The following is a 14,285-nucleotide window of genomic DNA, read 5'->3' on the forward strand; positions in this document are numbered from 1 at the left end:
GCGGGCTTGGGCTCTGGGCTGGGGCCGGGGCTTGGGTGGGGTGCCGGTGGGCGCTTGGGGTGTTGGCGGGCTGGGGATGGGGGGTCGGGTTCGGGCTCGGTGGTCGGTTGGGGGCTGGGCGGGGCTTGGGCTTGGTTGGGGCTGGGGGCCCGGGGACTCGGGGGCTTGGGGCCTGTTGGGGTCGTGGGCTTGGGGGCGGTCTGGTCGGGGGTGTGCGGGCTTGGGGTTCGTTGGCGGTGGGCGGTAGGTGGGGGTGGGTGGGCTGGGGGGGGAGGGGCCCCGAGCCCAGCTGGAAGCGATTGAATGGCCGTGGAGGGCCTCGCCCAGCGGGGCCGTACGCTGGCCGGGTGACGAACTCGCACGCGGAGAACGCGCAGGACGGCCAGCACCGACCGGACGTACCGGGCACCCCGGACGCCCAGGCCGACCCGCAGGCACCGGACGCCCGCGACGGCGGGCAGAGCGACCAGCTCGGGCACGACGACGGTCCGGAGGATCACGTCGCGGGCTCGGAAGGGTCGGACCTCGGCCGCAGGGCCCACACCGATCCACCCGTGGGTCAGGCCGCGGCGGGGCCTGATCAGGGCGTCGATCGGGCCGGGGCAGGATCCGACGCGGGCGTCGGTCAGGCCGGGGCGGGATCCGAGCCGGGGGTTGGCCAGGCCGAGGCAGCGCCCGAGCCGGGTGGTGCGCCGGACGAGCAGGCGACCGCGGCTCAGGACGAGGCGACCCGGCGGCTGGCGAAGGCGGTGCTGGCCGCGGAGCAGGCGCTGATCGAGTTCGAGATCGCGGTGGAGACCTTCCGGGTGGAGGTGGAGAACTTCTCCCGCCTGCACCACCAGCGGCTCGGCCCCATGTACGCACGGCTGGACGAGCTGGACGCGCAGATCGCCGAGGCGGTGGCGGCGCGTACGGGCGATCCCGCGGACCTCCGCAAGGCGCGGGAGGCGCGGGCGTCGGTGCTGCCGATGCCGGAGGTCGAGGAGTTGTTCCACGGCTGGATGGGGGCGGACGGGCTGTTTCCCGAGGCCCAGGCGATGCTCACCGAGCAGTCGGTGCAGCCGCCGCAGAAGGTGCGGCCCAGCGAAGAGGCCCGCAAGGTCTACCGCGACCTGGTGCGCAAGGCCCACCCGGACCTGGCGCGGGACGACGCGGAGCGTGCGCGGCGGGACGCCTTCATCGCACGGGTCAACATGGCGTACGCCCAGGGCGATGAGACGGCGCTGCGCGAGCTGGCGCGGGAGTGGGAGGCCGGCCCCGCGCCGGTCGAGGAGCGGCTCAGCGAGAGCGAGGAGCTCTACGCGCGGCTGGAGTGGCTGGCCGAGCGCAAGGAGCTGCTGGCCGCGATGGCCGCCGAGCTGGAGGAGAGCGCGATCGGCGCGATGATCAAGATGGCGCCGGAGGACCCGGACGCGCTGCTGGACGAGATCGCCGAGAAGCTGCTCGCCGATGTCGCGGAACGCGAGACGTACCTCGCGCAGCTGGTCGGGTAGCGTCGGGACCATGCAATTTGGTTCTGTGCCCACGGTCGGTGTCGACGCTCTCACGTCGGAGAACTTCCTCCTGGATGTGCGCGAGGACGACGAGTGGGAGGCGGGGCACGCCGAGGGCGCGCTGCACATCCCGATGAGTGAATTCGTCGCCCGCTACGGGGAGTTGACCGAGGCGGCTCCCCAGGACGGCAAGGTGTACGTGCTGTGCCGGGTCGGCGGGCGCTCGGCACAGGTGGCGCAGTATCTGATCCAGCAGGGCGTCGACGCGGTGAACGTCGCGGGCGGCATGCAGGCATGGGAGGCCGCCGGCCGTCCCGTCTCGGACGGCAAGGGCGGCTCGGGCTCGGTCATCTAGCCGGAGCGCCGGAGAGCCGGAGAGCTGGGCTGTCGGGCGGCCGTCCCCCCCCGGGACAGTCATCAGCCCCCGAACAGTCGTCAGTCGCCTGCTCCGTGGTGGTCGACGGAGGCCGCGCTGGATGGTCGTCCGGACTGTTGACGGAGCATGCGGCGGTCGGCGGTCGCCATCCGTGGCCCGTGGCGGCCCGTGGCCAGAAGCCTGAAACCCGGCGCCGTTACGGCGACCCGGCGCCCGCCGCCCCAGCACACGCTCCGGCTTGTACTCGCCTCAGCCCAGCGGGTGTGCCGCGAGCAGCTCGCCGAGGGACTCCTCGTGGGCGGCGGCGGGGCCGAGGGAGAGCTCGAGTTGCTTGGCCCAGGCGTGGTAGCGGTGCAGCGGGTAATCGGTGTCGGCGCCGAAGCCACCGTGCAGATGCTGGGCGGTCTGGACGACGCGGCGTACGCCCTCGGAGGCCCAGATCTTGGCGACCGCGACATCACCGGCGATCGGTAGCGGGCCGGCCGCTTCGGTGGTGATGCGCCAGGCGGCCTGCCAGAGTGTGGCCTCCATGGCACGCAGGTCGATGAAGCGATCGGCGGCCTGGCAGGCGACGGCCTGGAAGGTGGCCACCGGAAACCCGAACTGTTCGCGCTTGCTGGTGTAGTCGCTGGTCATGGCCAGTACGCGTTCCCCGAGCCCCAGGGCGAGTGCGCAGGTGCCGGTGGTCAGAACGTGGCGCAGCGAGTCCCAGGCGGCGGGGTCGGTGACCACTTCCCGGGCGCTGATGCGTACGGAATCCAGCCGGACCTCGGCGAGCGGCTCTCCGCTGGTGGACACCTGGTCGTCGAGCGTGACGCCGGGGTGGGTGCGGGGGACGAGGGCGAGGACGGCGTGGCCTTCGGGGGTGTGGGCGGGGAGCAGGGCCCGGTCCGTGGTCCGGGCCCAGGGGACAGCGGTCTGGATGCCGTCGAGGACCCACTCGGCGCCTTCCTGATGGGCTTCCACGGCGAGATCGGCCGGTTCATGGCCGGTGCGGCCGTGGGCGGCGACGGTCACGACGAGGTCCCCGGCACCGATCCGGGGGAGCACCTCCGCACAGAGTTCGTCGGCCGCATAACGCTGGAGGGTGAGCGCGGCGGCTCCGGCCTCCAGCAGTGGTACCCGTGCCAGCACCTTGGCCGACTCGCGGAGTACGAGGCAGAGCGCGATCGGGTCCAGGCCCGCGCCGCCGTGCTCGGGCGCGATCGGCAGGCTCAGCAGATCGGCCTCGGCGAGCTTGTGCCAGAGCGTGCGGTCGAAGTCGTCGGCGATCGCACCGGGGGTGAGGGCCGGGCTGGGCACACGGTCCGGAGCGACCCCCGAGAAGACGGCCCTCGCCGCTTCGACGGCGGCCTGCTGCTCCTCGGTGAAGGTGAAGTCCACTGCTCTGTCCTCCCACGCGGCGCCTCGATCTGACGAAGCGTCAAGGTAGAACAGGTTGCAGGAATTGGGAATGGCGGAGGCGGCGGAAGGGCGAGGGAGTTGAGGGCGGGCAAGGGGGCGGACGGGGAGCGAGTGGGACGTGTTCGAGTGGGACGTGCTTACGGGCTCCGGCCAGCGCCGGCTTCGGTGACCGCTTCGATGCGGTACCTCCGGAACGAGCCCGAAGCCGAGGCCGAAGCACGAAGTTCGAAGCCGAAGCCGAGGTGCAGGCCGACGCCGATGCCGGGGCCGGTTGCCGACGCCGGGCTTCGGAGCACGCGGACCAGCGGCCGGTCCTCGGCGGTGAAGCCGGGACCTCGCCGTGGCGAAGCGGCTCAGGCGGCCTCCCGGATGCGGCTGGGCACGGGTCCCCGGCAGCGAGAGGCGCCCAGGGCTGAGACGCCGCCCTGGGGTGGCGGCCGGGGCGGCGACCGGTGTGGCGTCCGCGCCCGGCTCGTGGGGCTGACCCGATCGGGGCGGTCTTATCGGTCGAAGTCCAGCTCGACCTTCTCCGTGACCGGGTGGGACTGGCAGGCCAGCACGTAACCGGCGTCGACCTCGTCGGATTCCAGGGCGAAGTTGCGGTCCATACGGACCTCGCCCGAGACCAGGAAGGCGCGGCAGGTGCCGCAGACGCCGCCCTTGCAGGCGTACGGGGCGTCCGCGCGGTTGCGCAGGACTGCTTCGAGCAGCGATTCGCTGTCGTGGACGGGCCAGCTTCCGGAGCGGCCGTCGAGGGTGGCGGTCACGGTGCTGTGAGCGGGAGTGGCGGCTGCGGGGGCGGTCGGGGTGCCGTTGTCGACGTGGAAGATCTCTTCGTGGATGTGGGTGCGGGGCACATCGAGGGCGCGCAGGGCGCGTTCGGCGCCCTGGACCAGGCCGTAGGGGCCGCAGAGGTACCAGCCGTCGACGGAGTCGATCTTCAGGAGTGCGGGCAGGAGGGAGCGGAGCCGGGCCTCGTCCAGGCGGCCGGAGGGCAGGCCGGCCTGCTGTTCCTCGCGGGAGAGGGTGTGGATGAGCTGGAAGCGCTGCGGATAACGGTCCTTGAGGTCGGCCACCTCCTCCAGAAACATCGTCGACGCCGCCGTACGGTCGCTGCGGATGAGGCAGAAGCGGGCGTCCGGCTGCTGGGCGAGCAGGGTGGCGGCGATGGACAGCACGGGGGTGATGCCGCTGCCGCCGACGATTCCGACAAAGTGGCCGGGGCGCGGTTCGAGGGTGAACCGGCCTGCCGGGGCCATGACGTCCACCGTGTCGCCGACCGCCAGTTCCTTGAGGGCGTACGTCGAGAACGCACCGTCCTCGACCAGCCGGATGCCCACGCGCAGTACGGGCTGGTCGGTGGCGGGGGTGCAGATGGAGTACGTACGGCGGATCTCCTGGCCGTCGACCGATCTGCGCAGCGCGATGTGCTGCCCGGGGGTGTGCCGGAAGGCCGTGCGCAGCTCGGGCGGGACCGCGAAGGTGACGGCCACCGCGTCGTCCGTGAGCCGCTCGATCTCCCGGACCTGGAGCGGGTGGAACATCACAACTCCTTGAAGTGGTCGAAGGGTTCGCGGCAGGACTCACAGCGGCGCAGTGCCTTGCACGCCGTGGAGGAGAACCGGCTCAGCAGGGTGGTGTCGGTCGATCCGCAGTGGGGGCAGCGGATGGTGAGGTCGACGGCGACCGGTCCGCCGGCCGGTCCGGTGGGGCGTGGCGGCGCGATACCGAATTCGGCGAGCTTGCGGCGGCCCTCGGCGGTGATCGCGTCCGTGGTCCACGGCGGGCTGAGGACCGTACGCACCTCGACGTCGGGTATGCCGTGGTCGTGCAGCACCCGCTCTATGTCGGCCGACATCGCCTCGATGGCGGGGCAGCCGGTGTACGTCGGGGTGAGCTGCACCTCGACCCGGCCGGGGGCCGTGAGCTGCACGCCGCGCAGCACGCCCAGCTCGGCGAGGGTGAGGACCGGCAGCTCGGGGTCGGGAACGGAGCCGGCCAGCGCCAGCAGTTCCTCTTCGAGGGCGGTGGTGGTCACCATGTCGCCCCCGGGTGGCTGCGGTGGAGGTGCTGCATCTCGGCCAGCAGCCGTCCGAACGATTCGGTGTGCAGTCCCTGGCGGCCCGCCCCGGCCCGCCAGGCGCCGTGCCGGGGCCCTTCGGGGACGGTGAGGGTGGCTTGTTCCAGGGTGGCGGTGATGCGGGTGGTCCAGCTGTCGTCCAGGGCCGACCAGGGCACCGTTTCCAGTCCGTCCACCGGCTCGAAGAGTTCGCCGGTGAACTGCCACAGGGAATCCAGGGCGCGTTGCATCCGGGCGTGGCTCTCGTCCGTGCCGTCGCCCAGGCGCAGCGTCCACTGGTGGGCGTGGTCGCGGTGGTAGGCGACCTCCTTGACGGCCTTCCCGGCCAGTGGTGCCAACTCGCTTTCCGTTGCGGCGAGATGGTCGAACAGCAGCTCCTGGTAGGTGGAGAAGTAGAGCTGGCGGGCGATGGTGTGGGCGAAGTCGCCGTTGGGCTGTTCCACGAGCTGGAGGTTGCGGAACTGCCGCTCCTCGCGCAGATAGGCCAGCTCGTCCTCGTCGCCGGTCAGGGAGAGCAGCACGCGGGCCTGGCCGAGCAGGTCCAGCGCGATATTGGCCAGGGCGACCTCTTCCTCCAGGACCGGGGCGTGGCCGGCCCACTCGCCCAGGCGGTGGGAGAGGATCAGGGCGTCGTCCCCGAGGGGCAGGGCCGGGGTGGCGGTGATGTTCATCAAAGGTGATGCACCCCGTCCGGGATCTCGTAGAAGGTCGGGTGGCGGTAGGGCTTGTCGCCGGCCGGCTCGAAGAAGGCGTCCTTCTCGTCCGGCGAAGAGGCGGTGACCTGCGCCGAGGGCACCACCCAGATGGAGATGCCTTCCGAGCGGCGGGTGTAGAGGTCGCGCGCGTTGCGCAGCGCCATCTCGGCGTCCGGTGCGTGCAGGCTGCCGGCGTGGGTGTGCGAGAGGCCGCGGCGGCTGCGGACGAAGACCTCCCACAGGGGCCAGTCGGTGGGCGCGGCGGCGGCGCTGGGTTCGGCGGGGCGTGGTGTGGTCATCGGGTGGCCTTCCCGTGCTTGGCCGCGTGGGCGGCGGCTGCTTCGCGCACCCAGGCGCCTTCCTCATGGGCCTGTCGCCGGCGGCTGATCCGTTGTTCATTGCAGGGGCCGTTGCCCTTGAGGACCTCGCGGAACTCGGCCCAGTCGATCGGGCCGAAGTCCCAGTGACCGCGCTCCTCGTTCCACGTCAGATCCGGATCGGGGAGCGTCAGCCCGAGGGCCTCGGCCTGGGGGACGCAGATGTCCACGAAGCGCTGGCGCAGCTCGTCGTTGGAGTGCCGCTTGATCTTCCAGGCCATGGACTGCGCGGAGTGTGACGACTCGTCGTCCGGCGGGCCGAACATCATCAGGGACGGCCACCACCAGCGGTCCACCGCGTCCTGCGCCATGGCGTGCTGTGCCTCGGTGCCGCGGCTGAGGGTCAGCAGGAGTTCGTAGCCCTGGCGCTGATGGAAGGACTCCTCCTTGCAGATGCGGACCATGGCGCGGGCGTAGGGGCCGTAGGAACACCGGCACAGCGGGACCTGGTTGGTGATCGCCGCGCCGTCCACCAGCCAGCCGATGGCTCCGACGTCGGCCCAGGTCAGGGTCGGGTAGTTGAAGATCGAGGAGTACTTCTGGCGGCCGGAGTGCAGCTTGTCCAGCAGCTCGTCGCGGCCGGTGCCCAGGGTTTCGGCGGCGCTGTAGAGATACAGGCCGTGGCCGGCCTCGTCCTGCACCTTCGCCATCAGGATCGCCTTGCGGCGCAGGGACGGCGCCCGGGTGATCCAGTTGGCCTCCGGCTGCATGCCGATGATCTCGGAGTGAGCGTGCTGCGCTATCTGCCGCACGAGTGTCGAGCGGTAGGCGTCCGGCATCCAGTCCCGCGGTTCGATGCGCTCTTCCGCGGCCACGGTGGCGTCGAATACGGCCTCTCGGGCCGTCTCTTCCGGCGCGATCGTCGTCATGTGGTGCCCCCTCGCTGCTCCCGACCGACCGATCGTTCGGTTCAATGGTGAGTGGGCGGACCCCGGGTGTCAAGCCTGTGGATAACTCGGGGGAGGTGTGCCCGGCCGGGCCGCCTAGGTACGGTTCCGAAGCGGAGTCAGCCGCTTGGATTCTGGGAACGGGGCGGGAATGCAGTCATACGGGGACGAACCGCGGCCACTGGCCGCGCTCTCGCTGCCCTCGCGGATCATCATCGGAACAGCGGCCTGTGCCGTCGCGGTCGCCGTCGCGGTGCATGTCGCCATGATGTTCTTGCACGTCGCGCCGTCGAACACGCTCAGCAAACAGCAGGGCGCCCTGATCAGCGACTATGTCTATCCCGAGTACGAGCAGAACTGGAAGCTGTTCGCACCCAATCCGCTCCAGCAGAACACACACGTTCAGGTTCGCGCACAGCTGCGCACCGAGGACGGCGCCGCGCGGACCACCGGCTGGACCGATCTGACCGCCCGCGACGGCCGGGCCATCCTCCACAACCCGCTGCCCAGCCACACCCAGCAGAACCAGCTGCGCCGCGGGTGGGAACTCTTCCTCAACACCCACAACGCGCAGAACCGCCCGGTCGGCCTGCGCGGTGAGCTGTCCGAGCGCTACATCCGGCGGATCGTGCTGCTCCGGATGGAGGACGAGTGGACCAGGAGCGGCGGCCGGATCGAGCGGATTCAGGTCCGCTCGCAGACGACGGCGGTCCGCCCGCCGCCGTGGAGCTCCGAGAAGATCAGCGACAAGCCCGTGTTCCGCGTACTGCCCTGGTGGCAGGTCACCGCAGACGACCTGCCCGAGGGGGCGAACAACCAGTGACGTCACTGACGCCCCAGCAGCCTCAGCCAACGCCCGGCGCACAGCAGCCCGAGCTCCCCACGGAGCCGACCGACGTGCCTTCGCAAGCGCAGGCACCACAGGCTCCCCAGGAGCCCGCTCCCTACGAAGAGACCCGTATCGAGCGGGCCATCGGCCGCGGCTTCCGGTATGTCACCGGCCGGGCGCTGGCTCCGTACCAGACCGCCGTGATCCGGATCGGCTTCTCGGCGGCCTGGCTGTTTTTCCTGCTGCGGGAATGGCCGCACCGCGCGGTCCTCTACGGGCCCGACAGCCCCTGGAGCCTGGACATGGCGCGCCGGCTGCTGAGCGGCAACCACGCCTTCTCCGTGCTGCCCTGGTCCGACGGCCGCGGCTGGTTCGAGTGCGTCTACCTGATGGCCATCGTGGCCGGCGCCCTGCTGATGCTCGGCTGGCGCACCCGGACCATGTCGGTGCTCTTCATGGTCGGCGTCATCTCGCTGCAGAACCGCAGCATCTTCATAGGGGACGGCGGCGACAACGTCATCCACCTGATGTCGATGTATCTCGTGCTGACCCGCTGCGGGCAGGTCTGGTCGCTGGACGCGCGCCGGGCGAAGCGGGCGGCGGCCGCCGCGGACGAATCCGGTGGTGCTCCCCACGGCTCCCGCGATCTTCCCGGCGTCATCCTGTGGGCCGTGCTCGGCCTCGCCCTGGCCGTCGCCCAGCTGGGCGGCAACTACGGCCTCAGCTGGTTCGAGCACGGCCCCTTCCCGCACATCGGCTGGAGCCTGGTGCTGTGGGGGCTGTGGGCGACGCACGGTCTGTGGTGGGCGGTGCAGCGGTACGCGCCCGGCGAGCCCCGCGTCGTACTGGACACCCTCGCAAAGCTCGCCCACAACGGCGCACTGCTGGTGATCATGGTCGAGGTCTGCCTGATCTACGCCACCGCCGGCTGGTACAAGATCCAGGGCAGCCGCTGGCAGGACGGCACCGCGGTCTACTTCCCGATGCACCTGGACTACTTCTCCCCCTGGCCGGCGCTGTCCGAGCTGATGGGCGGCAACGGCGTGATGATCATGCTGATCACCTACGGCACGGTGATCGTGCAGGTCGCCTTCCCGTTCACGCTCTTCAACCGGCGGCTGAAGAATGTGCTGCTGGTCGCGATGATCTGTGAGCACCTCTCGATCGCGTTCCTGCTGGGGCTGCCGTTCTTCTCGCTCGCCATGATCACCGCGGACGCGGTCTTCCTGCCGACCACATTCCTGACCTGGATCTCCGGGAGGATCTCCCGCCTGCGCGCACGGCTGTTCTCACGCGGCGGACCGGCCCGTCCGGTGGGCGGTTCCGGCGGCGGTGAGCCGGACGCCCGTACGGAGCACAGCGGCGGTGGCCATACGCTCGTGGGGTGAGCAGCGAGAAAACCGCCCCCGCCGAGCCCCTCCAGTACGACGAGGGGTACGGGCCCCAGATCGGCGTCGGACCGCATCCGCAGCCCTGGCCGCAGGACGAGCGGTTCGACCCCGAGCTGCTCGCGCACGGCGACCGCCGCAATGTCGTCGACCAATACCGCTACTGGACGCGCGAGGCGATCGTCGCCGACCTCGACACCCGCCGCCATGACTTCCATGTGGCCGTCGAGAACTGGGGCCACGACTTCAACATCGGCTCGGTCGTCCGGACCGCGAATGCGTTCCTGGCCAAGGAGATCCATATCGTCGGGCAGCGCCGCTGGAACCGCCGCGGCGCGATGGTGACCGACCGCTACCAGCACGTCCGCCACCACCCGGACACCGCCGACCTCACCGCCTGGGCGGCGGCCGAGGAGCTGCCGATCATCGGGATCGACAATCTCCCCGGCGCCGTACCGCTAGAGACGACCGAGCTGCCGCGCCGCTGTGTGCTGCTGTTCGGCCAGGAGGGGCCGGGGCTGACCGAGGAAGCGCGCCGGCATGCCTCGCTGGTCTGCTCGATCGCGCAGTTCGGCTCGACCCGCTCGATCAACGCGGGGGCCGCGGCCGCCATCGCGATGCACGCCTGGATCGGCCGCCATGCGCGGATCGAGGGGCCGGGCGGCCTCTGACGGCCACCGGGCCCCGTCGGCGGCCCGGTGGGGCCCGGAACAGGTCCCGGGCCGGCCCGCGCCGGTTATGCCGGCCGGCGCACCTCCACCGTCCGGAAGCGGTTCGCCACAAAGGCGCCGTCGCACAGCGCCGCATTGGCCGCCGGGTTGCCGCCCGAGCCATGGAAGTCCGAGAACGCCGCGGTCTGGTTCACATAGACCCCGCCGGTCAGGTTCAGCGACAGCTGGGCGCACTCCTCCAGGCAGGCCTCCTCCACCAGCTGCTCGACCTCGGGCGAGGTGGTGTACGCGCCGACCGTCATGGCGCCCTTGTCGCGGACCGTGCGCCGCAGCAGATCCACCGCGTCGGCCGCGGAATCGACGGCCACCGCGAAGGACACCGGGCCGAAGCACTCCGACAGATAGGCCGCCTCGTCGTCCGGCTTGGCGCCGTCCAGCTTGACGATCACCGGCGTACGGACCGTGGCCCCGGGGAACTCGGGGTTGGCCACCTCACGGGAGGGCAGCGCCACCTCGCCGAGCCCGACAGCCGCGTCGATCCGCTCCTTGACCTGCGGATTGACGATGGCGCCCAGCAGGGCGTTGGCCCGTGCGTCATCGCCCAGCAGGCCGCTCACCGCGCCCGCGAGGTCGCTGACCACCTCGTCGTACGACTTCGGGCCGGCGTCCGTGCTGATGCCGTCGCGCGGGATCAGCAGATTCTGCGGGGTGGTGCACATCTGGCCGCTGTAGAGCGACAGCGAGAACGCGAGGTTGCTGAGCATGCCCTTGTAGTCGCCGGTCGAGTCGATGACGACGGTGTTGACGCCGGCCTTCTCCGTGAAGACCTGCGCCTGCCGGGCATGCGTCTCCAGCCAGTCGCCGAAGGCGGTCGAGCCGGTGTAATCGATGATGCGGACCTCGGGGCGGACGGCCAGCGTCTTGGCCAGGCCCTCACCCGGCTTGTCCACGGCCAGGCACACCAGGTCGGCGGGGAAACCGGCCTCGGTGAGCACCTCGCGGGCCACCTTGACGGTCAGCGCCAGCGGCAGCACGGCGCGCGGATGCGGCTTGACGAGCACCGGGTTGCCGGTCGCCAGAGAGGCGAACAGGCCGGGATAGCCGTTCCACGTCGGGAAGGTGTTGCAACCGATCACCAGGGCGACACCGCGCGGCACGGCCGTGAAGCTCTTGGACAGCTCGAGCGGGTCACGCTTGCCCTGCGGCTTGGACCACGGCGCCTGCTGCGGGGTGCGGACCTGCTCGGCGTACGCATACGCCACCGCCTCCAGGCCGCGGTCCTGGGCATGCGGCCCGCCCGCCTGGAACGCCATCATGAAGGCCTGGCCGCTGGTGTGCATCACGGCCTGCGCGAACTCATGGGTGCGCGCACTGATCCGGGCCAGGATCTCCAGGCACACCGCCGCCCGCGTCTCGGGACCGGCGTCCCGCCAGACGGGGAGCGCGGCGCGCATGGCCGGCAGCAGCTCGTCCACATCCGGATGCGGATAGCTGATGCCCAACTCCGGGCCGTACGGCGAGACTTCCTCGCCCGTCCAGTCGTCCGTGCCGGGCTGGTCGAGCTCGAACCGCTTGCCGCGCAGCGCCTCGAAGGCGGCCAGCCCGTCGGGCGCGGCGGTCTCGCCGTACGCCTTCGGGTGCTCGGGGTGCGGGGACCAGTAGGCGCGGGTGCGGATCGCCTCCAGCGTCTGGTCGAGGGTCGGGCGGTGCTTCTCGATCAACTGCGCTGCGGTCATTTCGGCGGCCATCGATGACCAACTCCTCGTCGAGCCGGGCGGAGAGTGGATAAGGGCTGGGAGCGGACAAGGCAACGGAGTTAGAGTAACCGAACGATCGGTCGGGGCAAGAGGGCCCGGCCAGCCTGTGGAAAAGTCGGTCGGGGAGGATCAGCTGGCATGACGGCACTCGGGACCAGCAGCACCGTGGCAGTGGTGGGCACCGGCACCATGGGACAGGGCATCGCGCAGGTGGCGCTGGTCGCCGGCCATCGCGTACTCCTCTATGACACCGCCCCCGGGCGCGCCGGGCAGGCCGCCGAGGAGATCGAACGGCGGCTGGACCGGCTCGTCGAGAAAGGCCGGATCCCGGCGGACGAGCGGGACGCCGCCCGCGCGCGCCTCTCCCCCGCCACCGACCTCGCGGAGCTGGCCGACGCCGCGCTGGTCATCGAGGCGATCCTGGAGCAACTTCCCGCCAAGCAGGAGCTGTTCACCGCCCTGGAGGACATCGTGGCGGCGGACTGCCTGCTGGCCACCAACACCTCCTCGCTGTCCGTGACCGCGGTAGCGGGCCGGCTGCGCCACCCCGGCCGCTGCGTGGGACTGCATTTCTTCAACCCCGCGCCGCTGCTCCCCCTGGTCGAGGTGATCAGCGGCTTCGCCACCGACGAGGCGGCCGCCACCACGGCGTACGACACCGCCGAGGCCTGGGGGAAACGGCCGGTGCGCTGCGCCGACACCCCCGGCTTCATCGTCAACCGCATCGCCCGCCCCTTCTACGCCGAAGCCCTGCGGGCCTACGAGGAGCGGGTCGCCGACCCCGCCACCATCGATGCGGTGCTGCGGGAGGGCGCCGGATTCAAGATGGGGCCCTTCGAGCTGACCGACCTCATCGGGCAGGACGTGAACGAGGCGGTCACCCACTCCGTGTGGCAGGCCTTCTTCCAGGACCCGAGGTTCACCCCCTCCCTGGCGCAGCGCCGGCTGGTCGAGTCCGGGCTGCACGGCCGTAAGGCGGGGCGTGGATGGTTCGACTACTCCGAGGGCGCCCGCCGGCCGGAACCGCGGACCGCGGAGCCCTGCCAGGCGCCCGAGGCCGTCGGCCTGCACGCGAAGCTGCCCGGCCCCGCGGTGGTGCTGCGCGAGCTCATCGAGGAGGCGGGCATCAAGGTCACCCGCGACCGCACGGCGGGGGTGTCGGAGGGTTTCCTCCGTCTTCCCGGCGGGGCCTGTCTGGCGCTGACCAACGGATATCCGGCCACGACCCGCGTCTACGAGAACTACATCCGCTTCGACCTCTCCCTGGACTACCGTGCCGCGACCCGGATCGCCCTGGCGGCCTCGTCGGCGGTCTCCGAGGAGGACCTCGCGGAGGCTGTCGGGCTGTTCCAGGCGCTGGGCAAGCAGGTCAGCGTGATCGAGGACGTGCCGGGAATGATCGTCGCCCGGACGATCGCGATGATCATCGACTTCGCCGTGGACGCCGCGGCCCGTGGGGTCGCGACCCCCGAGGACATCGACACGGCCATGCGGCTGGGAGTGAACTATCCCGGTGGCCCCATGGAATGGGTCGAGCGGCTGGGCGCCCACTGGGTATGGGATCTGCTGGATTCGATGCACCACCAGGATGCCGGTGGCCGCTACGCACCGTCCTGGGCGCTGAGGCGCCGTGCAGACCTCGAGGAATTGGTGCTCTAATCATGACCATGGCCAAGCGCGACACCTATACGCCTGATTCGCTGCTCGCGGTCGCCGTCGAGGTGTTCATCGAGCGCGGCTACGACGGCACGTCCATGGAGCACCTCTCCAAGGCGGCCGGTATCTCGAAGTCCTCGATCTACCACCATGTGCGCAGCAAGGAAGAGCTGCTGCACCGCGCCATAAGCCGTGCGCTGGACGGGCTGTTCGGCGTGCTGGAGGAGCCGGGCGCCCTCCAGGGGCGGGCGATCGAGCGGCTGGAGCATGTCACCCGGCGCGTGGCCGAGGTGCTGATGGACGAACTCCCCTATGTGACGCTGCTGTTGCGGGTGCGCGGAAACACGGACACCGAGCGGTGGGCGATGGAGCGCCGCCGGGAGTTCGACCACGAGGTGTCCGACCTGCTCAAGCAGGCCGCCGCCGACGGCGACCTGCGGGACGACGTGGACATCCGGCTGGCCACCCGCCTGCTCTTCGGCATGATCAACTCGATTGTGGAGTGGTACCGGCCGGGGCGGGGTGGCGCGGTGAGCCGTGACGAGGTCGCCGAAGCCGTGGTGCGTACGGCGTTCGTGGGGCTGCGCAAGCCCTGATCCGCTCCGCCGCCGGCCCCCGGAACCACGATCCGGGGGCGGTATCCCGGCATTCCCTGAGGTGTCTGTGCCCGGT

Annotated in this window: 14 protein-coding genes; 7 read left to right on the forward strand and 7 right to left on the reverse strand. The window is 71.0% G+C overall.

Translation table 11 applies throughout. The features are described from left to right. The first annotated feature begins 347 nt into the window (after window positions 1-347). Together STRNI_RS21660 and STRNI_RS21665 are read left to right on the forward strand one after the other, a co-directional pair. Entirely contained in the window at window positions 348-1,493 is a 1,146-nt protein-coding gene (locus tag STRNI_RS21660; RefSeq protein ID WP_277411833.1) for a J domain-containing protein, read from the forward strand. A 10-nt stretch (window positions 1,494-1,503) separates the two neighbouring features. After that, the gene (locus STRNI_RS21665) at window positions 1,504-1,848 is read left to right on the forward strand and encodes a rhodanese-like domain-containing protein (protein WP_161206325.1); all 345 of its coding nucleotides are present in this window, start codon (window positions 1,504-1,506) and stop codon (window positions 1,846-1,848) included. 270 nt (window positions 1,849-2,118) lie between these two features. Here STRNI_RS21665 and STRNI_RS21670 read toward each other — a convergent pair whose 3' ends face one another. From STRNI_RS21670 to paaA, 6 genes are all read right to left on the reverse strand, one after another. Then, complete coding sequence (locus tag STRNI_RS21670; protein ID WP_277411834.1) at window positions 2,119-3,252, reverse strand: acyl-CoA dehydrogenase family protein; 1,134 nt, start codon at window positions 3,250-3,252, stop codon at window positions 2,119-2,121. Window positions 3,253-3,773: 521 nt separating this feature from the next. Then, complete coding sequence (paaE, locus tag STRNI_RS21675; RefSeq protein ID WP_093640941.1) at window positions 3,774-4,817, reverse strand: 1,2-phenylacetyl-CoA epoxidase subunit PaaE; 1,044 nt, start codon at window positions 4,815-4,817, stop codon at window positions 3,774-3,776. After that, window positions 4,817-5,314 carry a 1,2-phenylacetyl-CoA epoxidase subunit PaaD gene (paaD, locus tag STRNI_RS21680; protein WP_018092699.1) on the reverse strand — a complete coding sequence of 166 codons (498 nt, stop codon included), beginning with the start codon at window positions 5,312-5,314 and terminating at the stop codon, window positions 4,817-4,819. The genes paaE and paaD overlap by 1 nt, the downstream gene beginning before the upstream one ends. Next, window positions 5,308-6,024, reverse strand: coding sequence for a 1,2-phenylacetyl-CoA epoxidase subunit PaaC (gene paaC, locus STRNI_RS21685; protein ID WP_277411835.1), 717 nt, complete (start codon window positions 6,022-6,024; stop codon window positions 5,308-5,310). The genes paaD and paaC overlap by 7 nt, the downstream gene beginning before the upstream one ends. Beyond that, window positions 6,024-6,347 (reverse strand): 1,2-phenylacetyl-CoA epoxidase subunit PaaB, encoded by a 324-nt coding sequence (gene paaB, locus STRNI_RS21690; RefSeq protein WP_018092701.1) that lies wholly within the window; start codon window positions 6,345-6,347, stop codon window positions 6,024-6,026. The genes paaC and paaB overlap by 1 nt, the downstream gene beginning before the upstream one ends. Continuing rightward, window positions 6,344-7,294, reverse strand: coding sequence for a 1,2-phenylacetyl-CoA epoxidase subunit PaaA (gene paaA / locus STRNI_RS21695; RefSeq protein WP_093640953.1), 951 nt, complete (start codon window positions 7,292-7,294; stop codon window positions 6,344-6,346). The genes paaB and paaA overlap by 4 nt, the downstream gene beginning before the upstream one ends. A gap of 169 nt (window positions 7,295-7,463) precedes the next feature. Between paaA and STRNI_RS21700 the strand changes: the two genes are divergently transcribed. From STRNI_RS21700 to STRNI_RS21710, 3 genes are read left to right on the forward strand one after another with little or no spacing between them, the layout of a single operon-like run. After that, entirely contained in the window at window positions 7,464-8,135 is a 672-nt protein-coding gene (locus STRNI_RS21700; protein ID WP_277411836.1) for a DUF5819 family protein, read from the forward strand. Then, window positions 8,132-9,529, forward strand: a complete 1,398-nt coding sequence (locus STRNI_RS21705; RefSeq protein ID WP_381844076.1) for an HTTM domain-containing protein — start codon at window positions 8,132-8,134, stop codon at window positions 9,527-9,529. The genes STRNI_RS21700 and STRNI_RS21705 overlap by 4 nt, the downstream gene beginning before the upstream one ends. Further along, a complete protein-coding gene (locus tag STRNI_RS21710) occupies window positions 9,526-10,200 on the forward strand; it encodes a TrmH family RNA methyltransferase (RefSeq protein WP_018092705.1) in 675 nt (224 codons plus the stop codon). Before STRNI_RS21705 ends, STRNI_RS21710 begins: the two co-directional genes overlap by 4 nt. Before the next feature lie 65 nt (window positions 10,201-10,265). Here the strand turns inward: STRNI_RS21710 and paaN are convergent, their stop codons facing one another. Next, window positions 10,266-11,948 (reverse strand): phenylacetic acid degradation protein PaaN, encoded by a 1,683-nt coding sequence (paaN, locus tag STRNI_RS21715; RefSeq protein WP_277411837.1) that lies wholly within the window; start codon window positions 11,946-11,948, stop codon window positions 10,266-10,268. 147 nt (window positions 11,949-12,095) lie between these two features. Between paaN and STRNI_RS21720 the strand changes: the two genes are divergently transcribed. Together STRNI_RS21720 and STRNI_RS21725 are read left to right on the forward strand one after the other, a co-directional pair. Continuing rightward, on the forward strand, window positions 12,096-13,616 hold the full coding sequence (locus STRNI_RS21720) for a 3-hydroxyacyl-CoA dehydrogenase (RefSeq protein ID WP_277411838.1): 1,521 nt from the start codon (window positions 12,096-12,098) through the stop codon (window positions 13,614-13,616). A gap of 2 nt (window positions 13,617-13,618) precedes the next feature. Continuing rightward, window positions 13,619-14,209, forward strand: coding sequence for a TetR/AcrR family transcriptional regulator (locus tag STRNI_RS21725; RefSeq protein ID WP_266438500.1), 591 nt, complete (start codon window positions 13,619-13,621; stop codon window positions 14,207-14,209). Window positions 14,210-14,285: the final 76 nt, after the last annotated feature.

The organism is Streptomyces nigrescens (assembly GCF_027626975.1).
GTDB classification, from domain to species: Bacteria; Actinomycetota; Actinomycetes; order Streptomycetales; family Streptomycetaceae; genus Streptomyces; species Streptomyces nigrescens.

Excerpts from the sequence above, each read along its gene's own strand:
- STRNI_RS21665 (WP_161206325.1), top strand. The coding sequence starts at position 1,504 with ATGCAATTTGGTTCTGTGCCCACGGTCGGTGTCGACGCTCTCACGTCG.
- paaE (WP_093640941.1), bottom strand. The coding sequence starts at position 4,817 with ATGTTCCACCCGCTCCAGGTCCGGGAGATCGAGCGGCTCACGGACGAC.
- paaD (WP_018092699.1), bottom strand. The coding sequence starts at position 5,314 with ATGGTGACCACCACCGCCCTCGAAGAGGAACTGCTGGCGCTGGCCGGC.
- paaC (WP_277411835.1), bottom strand. The coding sequence starts at position 6,024 with ATGAACATCACCGCCACCCCGGCCCTGCCCCTCGGGGACGACGCCCTG.
- paaB (WP_018092701.1), bottom strand. The coding sequence starts at position 6,347 with ATGACCACACCACGCCCCGCCGAACCCAGCGCCGCCGCCGCGCCCACC.
- paaA (WP_093640953.1), bottom strand. The coding sequence starts at position 7,294 with ATGACGACGATCGCGCCGGAAGAGACGGCCCGAGAGGCCGTATTCGAC.
- STRNI_RS21700 (WP_277411836.1), top strand. The coding sequence starts at position 7,464 with ATGCAGTCATACGGGGACGAACCGCGGCCACTGGCCGCGCTCTCGCTG.
- paaN (WP_277411837.1), bottom strand. The coding sequence starts at position 11,948 with ATGGCCGCCGAAATGACCGCAGCGCAGTTGATCGAGAAGCACCGCCCG.
- STRNI_RS21720 (WP_277411838.1), top strand. The coding sequence starts at position 12,096 with ATGACGGCACTCGGGACCAGCAGCACCGTGGCAGTGGTGGGCACCGGC.
- STRNI_RS21725 (WP_266438500.1), top strand. The coding sequence starts at position 13,619 with ATGACCATGGCCAAGCGCGACACCTATACGCCTGATTCGCTGCTCGCG.